Origin of the sequence: Globicatella sp. HMSC072A10 (assembly GCF_001811625.1) — a bacterium.
GTDB classification, from domain to species: domain Bacteria; phylum Bacillota; class Bacilli; order Lactobacillales; family Aerococcaceae; genus Globicatella; species Globicatella sanguinis.
Map to the genome: position 1 here is coordinate 1 of NZ_KV805751.1, position 11,303 is coordinate 11,303.

Annotated in this window: 9 protein-coding genes; 2 read left to right on the top strand and 7 right to left on the bottom strand. The window is 35.0% G+C overall.

The genetic code is table 11. From position 1 onward, the window contains the following. Positions 1–54: 54 nt before the first annotated feature. Entirely contained in the window at positions 55–195 is a 141-nt protein-coding gene (locus tag HMPREF2811_RS11930) for a helix-turn-helix domain-containing protein (RefSeq protein WP_141749275.1), read from the top strand. 129 nt (positions 196–324) lie between these two features. Here the strand turns inward: HMPREF2811_RS11930 and HMPREF2811_RS06905 are convergent, their stop codons facing one another. The 7 genes from HMPREF2811_RS06905 to HMPREF2811_RS06935 all read right to left on the bottom strand — a co-directional run bounded on the left by HMPREF2811_RS06905 (position 325) and on the right by HMPREF2811_RS06935 (position 10,014). After that, positions 325–933: an SRPBCC domain-containing protein gene (locus HMPREF2811_RS06905; protein WP_071408702.1), complete on the bottom strand. Its 609-nt coding sequence runs from the start codon at positions 931–933 to the stop codon at positions 325–327. 12 nt (positions 934–945) lie between these two features. Beyond that, positions 946–1,890 carry a 3'-5' exoribonuclease YhaM family protein gene (locus HMPREF2811_RS06910; RefSeq protein ID WP_071408703.1) on the bottom strand — a complete coding sequence of 315 codons (945 nt, stop codon included), beginning with the start codon at positions 1,888–1,890 and terminating at the stop codon, positions 946–948. Then, positions 1,890–4,712: an ATP-binding protein gene (locus tag HMPREF2811_RS06915; RefSeq protein WP_071408704.1), complete on the bottom strand. Its 2,823-nt coding sequence runs from the start codon at positions 4,710–4,712 to the stop codon at positions 1,890–1,892. Before HMPREF2811_RS06915 ends, HMPREF2811_RS06910 begins: the two co-directional genes overlap by 1 nt. Continuing rightward, entirely contained in the window at positions 4,702–5,970 is a 1,269-nt protein-coding gene (locus HMPREF2811_RS06920) for a metallophosphoesterase family protein (protein WP_071408705.1), read from the bottom strand. Before HMPREF2811_RS06920 ends, HMPREF2811_RS06915 begins: the two co-directional genes overlap by 11 nt. Positions 5,971–6,062: 92 nt before the next feature. After that, positions 6,063–6,422, bottom strand: a complete 360-nt coding sequence (locus HMPREF2811_RS06925) for a YlbF/YmcA family competence regulator (RefSeq protein ID WP_066124444.1) — start codon at positions 6,420–6,422, stop codon at positions 6,063–6,065. A 109-nt stretch (positions 6,423–6,531) separates the two neighbouring features. After that, positions 6,532–8,625, bottom strand: coding sequence for a transglycosylase domain-containing protein (locus HMPREF2811_RS06930; protein WP_071408706.1), 2,094 nt, complete (start codon positions 8,623–8,625; stop codon positions 6,532–6,534). Between the two features lie 195 nt (positions 8,626–8,820). Beyond that, positions 8,821–10,014 carry an acetate/propionate family kinase gene (locus tag HMPREF2811_RS06935; RefSeq protein ID WP_071408707.1) on the bottom strand — a complete coding sequence of 398 codons (1,194 nt, stop codon included), beginning with the start codon at positions 10,012–10,014 and terminating at the stop codon, positions 8,821–8,823. Between the two features lie 264 nt (positions 10,015–10,278). Between HMPREF2811_RS06935 and HMPREF2811_RS06940 the strand changes: the two genes are divergently transcribed. After that, entirely contained in the window at positions 10,279–11,190 is a 912-nt protein-coding gene (locus HMPREF2811_RS06940) for a YitT family protein (protein WP_071408708.1), read from the top strand. Positions 11,191–11,303: the final 113 nt, after the last annotated feature.

Consider the following 11,303-nt stretch of genomic DNA (forward strand, 5'->3'; position numbering starts at 1 on the left):
TTTAAGTGGCTAATTTAATTTTAGAACTTTCAACTGAGTTAATTAATCAAAAAAATGCAAAAAGCCCAATTGTTAATTCATTCCACACGCTTACCTATAAATGAGATTAGTCATATCGTCGGTTTCTCTAATCGAACCTATTTTTACCGAGAATACCTAAACTTCTTCGGTCATAAACCAGGCGATGATCGTTAGTTTATTAAACACTATTTAATTAATACTTCTGCTGAGATAAACAATACTTTGCCTGTTTAAACATAACCTAAACAAACAAGACCGAACAGAAATCATTAAAATTCTGCTCGGTCTTGTTACTTGCTATTATTATTCAAATTCGATAGTATTCGTGTCTTCTAATGACAACATTTGACGCATTCTTGGTAATATTTCAACATATTGTGTGTCACGATCTTCGATTGCGACACCTTCCGCTAAAGCTGCGATTGTTTGTAAATTAATCATCCAATTCGTTAAACTAATCGCTGCATTCTCATCGACAATTTCTAGCCAATTAGAAAAATTAATCAACGTGGTTGTTTCAGACGTTGCCTTTAATTCAAAAGCAATCGTGCCCTCTTGCCAAGTGAAGGTGAACAATACCGGTGCTTCAATATCTAAAATCATAAAGAAATGGTCTGTTTCTAATTCATCGGTATATATCAATTTACCACCAGGACGGTAATCTTCAATCCGTAAACCTTGGGACCATTGGGTAATATACTCATTCTCAGTTAAAATTTCCCAAACACGATTAATATCTGCTTGGACTTCACCATCAAAATTGATGGTTAAACCATGATGCGGTTCATAATCATGGTGGTGATCGTGATGATGGCCACAACTACACTCATGGTGATGTTCGTGCCCGTGGTTTGAATAGCCACAACCACTTGTTTCGGTTTGATTAGATGCTAATTCTTTTTCATTGGACATAGCAAGGCTCCTCTATTTAAATTTAGGTTTATAAAATTGACGACGGTCTAAAGCAAAGATTGGTTCGGTAAATTCGCCACCTTCAATTTTTGCTGTTTCGCTTAGCATCATGTTTAAGTTTGCATCCATTAAGTCAATTTGATGAATCAATTCAGCTTCAACAATTTGAGGGACTACTGGACTGCCAAACTCTAATTTACCATGATGCGCTAGAACGACGTGTTTCAATAATACAATCGATTCCATTTCAGGATTAATATTGATTTCACGACAGGCTTGATCAATTAATTCCGACATAATGACAATATGTCCCATCATTTTTCCTTTTAAGGTATATTCTGTTGAGACAGGACCACTTAATTCAATCGTCTTACCAATATCATGAAGAATAATCCCCGCAATTAATAAAGACGCATTTAAATCTGGATAGATTTTTAATAAGCTTTTAGCAATTCTTAACATTGAAACCGTATGGAAACTTAAGCCTCCAACCATTGCATGATGAAATCTTTTCGCTGCTGGATAACTATAAAAGTCCTCTTCAACGGTATTCAAAATTTTATGGACAATACGTACAATATTAGGTTCTCGAATTAAGAAAATGGCTTCATCAATTTCACGTTTAATATCTTCACGTTTGACTTCAACACGTTCTAGATAAAGGGCTGGATCATTTGGTTCGCCTTCTTCAGCTAGTCGTAATTGTTTAATTTTCACTTGCGATTTTCCTTGATAACTATCTCGCATTCCACGTACAAATACAACTTTTCCAGTTTGGAATTTGGCAACTTCCTCATCAGTAGCAGACCAATACATGCCATCCATCGAACCTGATTGATCTTGGAAACTAAAAGCGATAAATGGATTACCATTTCTTGCAATTTTTACTTCTGCTGATTTTATTAATAAAAAGAGGTTAAAATCTTCACCTGTTTGAATATCATACAAATAAGTCATTATTCCACCGCCTTTTCTTCTACTTGCTCAATCTCAGATAAATCAATGGTCTGTTCTTCTTTAAATGATTCAATCGCTTGCTGATCAAAGGTAAAGAACAGGACTTGGATTGTTTCACTAAATTTCTCTAACACTTGGTACATGCTCGTTTTTCTAAATTCATCAAAATTAACGAATGCATCATCAATAATAATTGGTAATTTAACCATTGTAGTAGCACTTTCAACAAATGCTAATCGTAATGCGACATACAATTGTTCTAATGTCCCTTGTGACAATTCATGTGGTTCAAATAAAATACCACTAAACTGCATCACTTTAACACCTTGTTTGTTCAGCTTAATTTGCGTATAACGTCCATAAGATAAACGTTCAAATATTTCATTCGCACGTTCAATCATAGCAGGTACTGGGTCCCCAATACCATGACGCAGTGTTTTAAAGATTAATTCCATCGCGATGCGTTTAGATGTCCACTCTAAAACAGCTTCTCTGACTTCAGCTTCTTTAATCGCTAATTGTTGCGTTAGATTTTGGTAAGTGCCATCTGATTCTAGATTACGAATCGCTACTTCTAAATTAGCACGTTCCGAATGATGTGGTACTAATTGTTCGCGTGTTAATTCCATCTTCGCTTCTAATCGTTTATATTCTTCAACTAGCGCTTGTTTATTCACTACTTCTGCTAGTGCTTCTTCGAAACCGGCCATTTGTTGTTGATATAACTCATGTTTTTCAGTTAATTCTAAAATACGTTCATTATCACGAACTTTGTCAAAGAAAATTAGTTGATTTTGACTATTCGTTGTCGCTAATATATCATCAATTAAAGCTTGATCATCGGTAGCTTTTTGTTTCAATTGTGCAATTTTAGTTTCGGCTTCCGTAATGCGATCATTTAAATTTTGACCTCTGAACTGCGTTACTTTCAATTGGGCTTCCAATTCTTCAACATAGCGAATTTGCGCCCGTACCGATTCATCATCAAATGGGAAACGTTCGAATAGTGGTTGTAATAAAGCAAGCCAATCGTTAATCAATTGTAGATTATGTTCTTTTTCTTCGATGAATTTTTCTTTTACTGATTGCGCTTCAAAATATGCTTTTACCGGATTGGTTTTAAGGACTAATTCGGGATCAGCAGTTGGATAAAACCCTATTGAAACTAACCATTTTTGTAAAGATTTATTGACTTGTTCACGTTCTTCCACAATTTTTTCTAAGGCTTCATCACGTTGATTTATTTGAATGCCAATTGCTTTACTTTGTTCTTGATAATCGCTTTCTTTCTCTCTTAATTCTTGTATTTTGCTAACAATTGGACTATTGTGGAAAATATTAAATCGTTTACGATGTTCAAAAAAGACATAGAGCGAACTCACTAAACCAATAACTGTTAGAATAGCCCCTAACCAGAATAATACATTCAGATTAAAAACAGAATTAATCATTTGCGATCCCATTAACATTAAACCTAAAATTAGGAAAACAATTCCCATCAAATAGTGTTTTAAACTGGTCTCTTCTATCAAAACAGCTTCATCATTCATGCGTTGATTTTCAAGTTTCGCGACTTGCGAACGGACAATGGCACTATAATTCTGTTGTTCTTTGCGTTGTTCCAAATAAACTTTACGCTCGGATTTCAAATTATCTTCTTGTTTGGCTAAATCAATTTTTTTAGATTGAATATCAAGTCCGCTTTCTACTTTTAGTTGATATTCATTATCATCGGCAACGCGTTCAGGATAAAATTGACCTCTGGCCGCTAATTCGTGCATCGATTTTTCTTGTTCATCAATCCGTGCTTGAGCATACTCAATTTTAGCTTGGATGTCTTTGGCTTGTTGAGTTTTTGATAACCATACTTTACGTTCTTCTTCATGGTTCACTGCCCAATTTAAACGGGTCATCGTTCCTAATTCCCCACGAATTAACTCAATCTTTTCTTCTAATTGCCTAATTTCTGAGTGATTGTCAGAAATATCACGATTCGCTTGTTTAATCTTTTCAGGCATTTCGTCTTCAATCTCGGTAAAAACGAGTTGATCTAATTCACGCACAGCTGCTCTATCTTTGATAAAGATGTCATAGCGTCCGACTAACTTGTCTAATTCGCGCATAGAGTTGTCTATTTCTTTAATATTAGCGTTTAACTCAGCAATTGTTTTTTCTTCATCTTGTCTTTTTTGCAGTAATTGATCATATTGTCCCATAGTTTCTTTGGCAGCTTCAACTTTATAGGCTAATTGATCATATTCACTTAATAATAGATTAAGTGGACGATTTTGTGCTTGGGGACGATAAAAATCATCGGTTTCTTTTTCTAATGACTTGGCAATTTTTACAAATTGATCACTTCCCACGGTCCCAATACTTAAGAAATAATCATTAATTTGCTCGGTGTCTAATTGTGAAAGTTCTTGTAAATTTTGCAAATTAAAAGCATAAAAGGTATCAAATAAACGTTCATCAAGCCCAGATAATAATGTTTCCAATAGCGCTGGGTCCTTTTCTTCTCCATCCACTGTATGAATTGAAAATTTGGAATCTGTTCGTTCAATCCATAAATCGCCTTCGGGAGTATCTATTAATAAAATACGCCCACCATATCGACTACCTAATTTAGGTTCATAACGATTGAGTTGATTGACACGACGGTGTTTGGTCGGAAAACCAAATAAAATACTTCGGATAAAAGATTGTAAAGTTGATTTTCCAGCTTCATTTGGACCATAAAACAATTGTAAGTGTTCATCAATTTCAAAGCTTTGGTCAACCCATTTACCATAACCATAAATATCTAACTTTTTAATTTTCATGGTTATCCTCCTCCGATTCGATACTCAAAGTTTGCAGTAATCGTTGATTAGCTTTTTCGATCGCATCATTTTTTAAATCCTCGGTTAAAACACTATCTCTTAACCATTTTCGCATGACTGGATGCTTCGTAATCTCTTTAATGACTGTATCGTATAATGTTCCATCTTTAAATTCTTGAAGAGTCGCTAAATAGCTCTCATTCAATAGTTGGTCATATTCAAAAACCTCTAATTGATTATCCGTGACTAATTTGATTTTAACTACTTTAGTAAAGCGTTTCGCCTCATAATTCGGTTGAAATACTTCTGCTAATTGCCCAGATTCAATTTGTTCTTGTAATGCATTGGATAATTTATGAGCATCATTCAAATGAATCGTTAATAAATAAGACTGCTGAGTCCCTTCAGATTCTGCTTCATAATTAGTAACAATGTCTTGAATTTCTGAAATAATCCGCTGTTGATCCCAATCATAGTCGCAATATAAATTAGCTGTTTCCCAGACAATGGATGCAAGCGACACAAACTCATTTAAGGTAGGTTGATTTTGACGTAATTCGACAATATAAGCGCCTTTATCTCCCGATTCTTTAGCATTTTTTCCTTGAATAATACCTGGATATTGAATTAAAGGGACTTCATTTAGCACCATAGCTTGATGAATATGGCCAAGTGCCCAATAATCATATTCTTTGCTTAACAAATCTTGTAAGCTAAAAGGTGCGTAATTGGCTTGTTCGCTTTCAGTGGAATCTAAAGAACCATGTAATAAACCAATGGAGAAATCAGTTGTTCTCGGATTAATCGGATACTTTTCAATCATTCGTTCTTTAATCCAACGATGATTATAGCTAAAACCATAAATGCGGATCGTTTCATTATTTTTAGTGGTAATATCAAAGTGCTTCACTAATTCTTCCTCGAATAAATGAACATTGTCAGGATAATTCATTGATAAGTGATTCGGCTCGTAATAATCATGATTACCATGGCCTATGACGACTGGAATTTCTGCTTGTTTTAGGCGATTCATTTGCTGAAAGAAAAAATGCTTAGCCGCAATAGTTTGCTTAGTCGCATCATAGATATCGCCTGAAACTAACATTAAATCTACTTTTTGATTAATCGCGATTGAGACACATCGTTCAAAAGACTCAAAGGGAGCTTGAATCAGCTTTTGTTGTAATTGATAATCTTGTTTAGCAATCCCACTAAAAGGAGTATCTAAATGTAAGTCAGATACATGTAGTAATTTCATAGCTGACTCCTTTCAAATTTGTTTTAAAAAATACCAACTGACGCAAATCGACTTCGATTGACACGCAGTTGGCAATTCAGATGCAAAATAAACTATTGTTCGTTATTTTCGCTATAAACTTCTTGCAATGGTAATGTAATGATGCGATTAATGTCTTCCATAATTTGACTTAACTGACGTTCACTTTCCATTAATTTATTAATAGACTCATTGGCCATCACTTTTTCTGAAAGTTCTTGATAATCTTTAATTTCATCTTCTGTTGGTTGTTGACCAGTCATTTGCTTCATTTGGAAACTTTGTCCCATTTGTTTAAATTCTTCAAATAATTCATTAGAAGCACTATCTTCTTGAATTGCTTTCATTGTTTCTACTAAATTTTTATAAGCATCTAAGTTACGTAAATCACGTTCTAATTGATTAGCTGTATCATAAATGTTATTTTGTGTCATTTTCTAGTCATCTCCTTTTAAGTTACGTTACTATCATATCAAAATATAGACCATTCTACAATGAAATTACTAAGTAAATTATTTTTTCAGTTAGGATTTTTTAATTGTTTTAAAATGGCAATTCAACTGTCTCTAACCATTCGCTAGCTGATTGCCATAATTCAGAAGCCTCGTTGCCTAATCTATCAACGACTTTATTTAAGGTTTCCCCAGCACCTTCTAACCATGCTTTAAAGCCATCGCCAAAAATATCTTCATCGATAAAGTTACTATCTGCTTCCATTTGTGATGCCATTTGAACATTGAAAGGTGTTTGCGGTGAACTTAACATCAAATTAGTTGTTTGAATATTGAATAGACTCCCCATCCCTGTCGGCATCAACTCATCTAAATTACCATCACCAACACTATCTAAACCAACCCAAGTAACAATGGTAAAGTCTGGTGTATAACCTACCATCCATTTATCACGGGTTTGCATATTGCCTTCGCTCACTTCAGTCGAACCTGTCTTACCAGCAATTAATCCATAATCGGGGCCAGCACCATAAGCCGTTCCATAGCCACCATAAGTATCGAGCATCATACTCGTCATATCAGCTGAGACATTGGCTGTCATCACCTTATATTTCGTCGGGTTTTCATTATTATAAACGACTTTACCACTTGGGTCTTCAATACGACGAATAAAATTACTTTCTAAACGCACGCCATCATTACTAAAAGCAGAATAGGCTGATGCTAATTGCTGTGGTGAAACACCGTTTTTCATGGCTCCTAAAGCAAGTGTTAAGGACTTATCTTCTTCTTCGACCTTAATACCAAATTGCGCTAATTTATTAACAGCAGTATCAATTTTAAATTGATCCATTAAGTAAACCGCACTGGTATTTTTACTTTGAGCTAAAGCATAATAAAGTTCAACTTCACCGGTATCGGACACTTGACGGTCATAGTTTTCTGGTGCGTAGTTATCACTCCCATATCCTTTTACAACATCGGGGACCATCGAATGGATGGTATAACCTCTTTCCAAGGCACTCACATAGACCGCTAGAGGTTTAATCGTCGAACCAGGAGAACGATACATATCGGTCGCACGGTTGAAGCCACGATAGGTATATTCGCCACGTCCACCATAAACCGCCATTACCCCACCTGTCTTAGGATCAACTACTACACTAGCACTTTGAACGGTTGGATCAATCCCATCATCACCAAAAATCCAGTCATTCGTATAAGAAGAATCAATCGCATTTTGATAGTCTGTATTTAAATACGTATAAATCTTATAACCACTTGAAACTAACACATCTTCAGGTATCTTCGCTTTAGCGACTGCTTCAGAAATGGTCGCATCAAAATAAAACGGATATTCATGACTCACCGTATCATAATAAGCATCATTCAGCACAATAGAACTGACCTTAATACTTTCAACATCAGACTGTGAAAGAATACCTTCTTTATACATTAAATCAGCAATAACATTACGACGATCAATCGCTGCTTCATAATCATCAATCGGATTAAAAATATTAGGTCCTTTTAAAATCCCCGTTAAAACCATACTTTCATTATAATTTAAGGTGGCGGCACTATGTCCAAAGTAACGCATCGAAGCATCCTCAATCCCCCAGACTCCATTCCCAAAATAAGCATGGTTTAAATACATCTCTAAAATTTGATCTTTGGTATATTTCTTTTCAACTTCTAATGCCAGGAAAAATTCTTTTAATTTACGATTAAACGTTTGATCTAACGTTAAAAACGCATTTTTTACTAATTGCTGTGTAATCGAACTTCCCCCACCACCGGTAGTGTTACGATTGATAATTAAGCGTACAAATGCCCGCCCCATCCCAATTGGGTCAAAGCCGACATGTTGATAAAATCGTTTATCCTCGGTATTGACGACTACTTCACGCATCGGCGTTGAAATGTTTTCTAAACTAACATAACTCCCTTTTTGATCACGTAAAGTACCGGCTACTTCATCATTGATATCTAAGACTGTTGTATGAGACATTAACGCTTCCTGTAATGTATCTACGGAAGTTGTTTTCGCAATCAGAACTAAATAACTGGATAAGATTAAAGACAGCGTCATCCCTATGAAGATGAGCCATTTCCATCCACGATAATAGCGCCATAAATTTTTGATGCCTTGCCAGATATGACTCGACTTTTTTTGATTAGCCATTTGCGGCACCACCTTTCTTTCATCTATTTCTTCACTTACTATATTATAAAATAAATTAGAAGAAAAATTGACTATCCTGCTACTAATTTGTTAAATATCGATTAAATTCATGTAAAATAGTAAGTACTTCATATTTAATCACGAAAAAAGACTGGGAGCAAGTCCCAGCCCTTCATCATCTTTTATTACAACTAATTAAGCATTCGTTTTTAAACGCTCAACTTCACGTGCAATTTCTACTTCTTCATTCGTTGGAATATTTAATACCACGACTTTAGAGTCTTCAGTTGAAATAACCGCTTCTTTACGAGTATCATTACGTTCTGCATCAATTTCTGCACCGAAAACAGTGATACCATTGATAACATCTTCACGGACAGGAGCTGAGTTTTCTCCAATACCAGCTGTAAAGACAATCGCGTCAACACCATTCATGACGGCAATATATTGACCAATGTATTTTTGAACACGGTTAATAAAAATGTCATATGCAATTTTAGCACGTTCATTTGTTTCTTTTGCAGCCATAATTTCACGCATATCACTTGAAATGCCAGAAATTCCTAGTAAACCTGATTGTTTTTGGAAGATATTTAACATTTCATTAATATCGGTAATTTCTAATTTTTTCATTAAGAAAGGAATGATTGAAGCATCAATATCACCAGTACGTGTTCCCATTGTCACCCCAGCTAAAGGTGTGAATCCCATAGAAGTATCCACTGCTTTACCACCTTCAACCGCAGTAATTGACGCACCGTTACCTAAGTGACAAGTAATAATTTTTAAATCTTCAATGTTTTTACCTAACATTTCGGCAGCACGGCGACTAACATAGCTGTGACTCGTTCCGTGAGCTCCATATTTACGCGCTTTGAAATCTTCATAATATTCATATGGTAAACTATATAAATAATTTTCAGCAGGTAAAGTTGTATGGAATGAAGTGTCAAATACTGCTGCCATTGTTGCATTAGGAACGCGCTCTTTAAATGCACGCATAACTGCTGCTTCCGCTGCATTATGTAATGGTGCAAATTCCGCTAATGCATCTACTTGTTCGATTACTTCATCATCTATTAAAGCAGATTCTTTAAATAATTCGCCACCTGCCACTACACGGTGACCAATTCCCGTAATTTCATCAAATGAATGAATAACATTATTAGCTTCTAATTGTTCAAATAAGATTTCAACAGCTCGATCGTGAGTTGCGATATCCTCCACTAATTTCACTTCTTGGTCGTCACCATATTCTAATTTGAATACAGAGTCATTAATCCCAATACGTTCTACTAATCCCTTAGCGATGACTGTTTCCTCAGGCATCGTATACAATTGAAATTTTAAACTTGAACTACCAGCGTTCACTGCCATAGTAATAGACATTTAACATGTTCCCCATTTCTAAATAATTTTACATAAGACCATTATAACATGAAACGCTTTAATTTTTTAGTAGTAAATTGAAAAAAGTGTTATAAAATTTGTGAATAGAAGCATGATAAGCTAAAAAAAGACTCCGATTGTACCAATATTTTCGCCTCATGTGATTGTGAAATAATTAATCAGTTTTTAATCAGATAGCCGTTTACAGTTTTATTTAGCGTGGTATAATGGTTGATGAATAAAATAAAAAATTAGGAGCTCTCAATGAAAAGAATAAATGATTATCTCAAAATGGAAACATCAACCATTATTTTCTCAATCGTGATGATTACTTTAGGTTGCGCAATCTATGCGGTAGGTATAAATAGTTTTGTTCTACCTAATAAATTTGCCAGTGGTGGCGTGTCGGGTATTGCAATTATTTTATACTATATGCGCCAAATTAATGTTGGAGCTACCAACTTTATCCTGAATGCGATTTTACTACTTATTGGCTGGAAATTTATTGAAAAGAGAACACTGGTCTTCACTATTTATGCCTTAGCTATGATGAGTTGGTTCATGGAAATTATCCAAACACCTAGTTTCACCTCCGAAAATGTCTTAATTTCTTCGATTGCTGGTGGCGTCGTCATGGGGATTGGTATGGGGATTATTGTCCGTGGTAATGGAACAACTGCCGGAACCGATATTATCGCTTTAATGTTGAAAAAATTCTTTGGTTTAGGATTTTCACTAGGTGTCTTCTTAATTAATTTATTAATTATTATCGCGAGTTCCTTTGTTATTGGTCTAGAAAACGCGATTGTAACGTTAATTATGAAGTTTATTGCTAGTTATATGATCGATGTATTCACAGAAGGTTTTGACCGTCGCAAATCGTTAATGATTATCTCTGAAAAACAAGACGAAGTAGCGCATGCTATTATTGAACAAGTTGGTCGTGGCTTAACAGTTTTAAAAGCCTATGGTTATTACAGTCATCGCGAAAAAGATGTTTTATATGTCATTGTGAGCCGTCATCAGGTGGTGCAAATTCAACGATTAATCTCACAAATTGATGCTAAAGCCTTTGTCACTATCTCCGATGTCCAACAAGTAATTGGTCAGGGCTTTACTTTCTACAATGCCGACAATCGTAATAAACGATTTTATTCAGACAATGCCAATTATTAATAAATACTAAAACTAAGATACAAATACCAATGGCAGTTATCAAGAGGAAGCCATCTGTTAAAATACTTCGCTTATAACATCCCTCCTCGTAATATATATTTAGAAGGTCATTT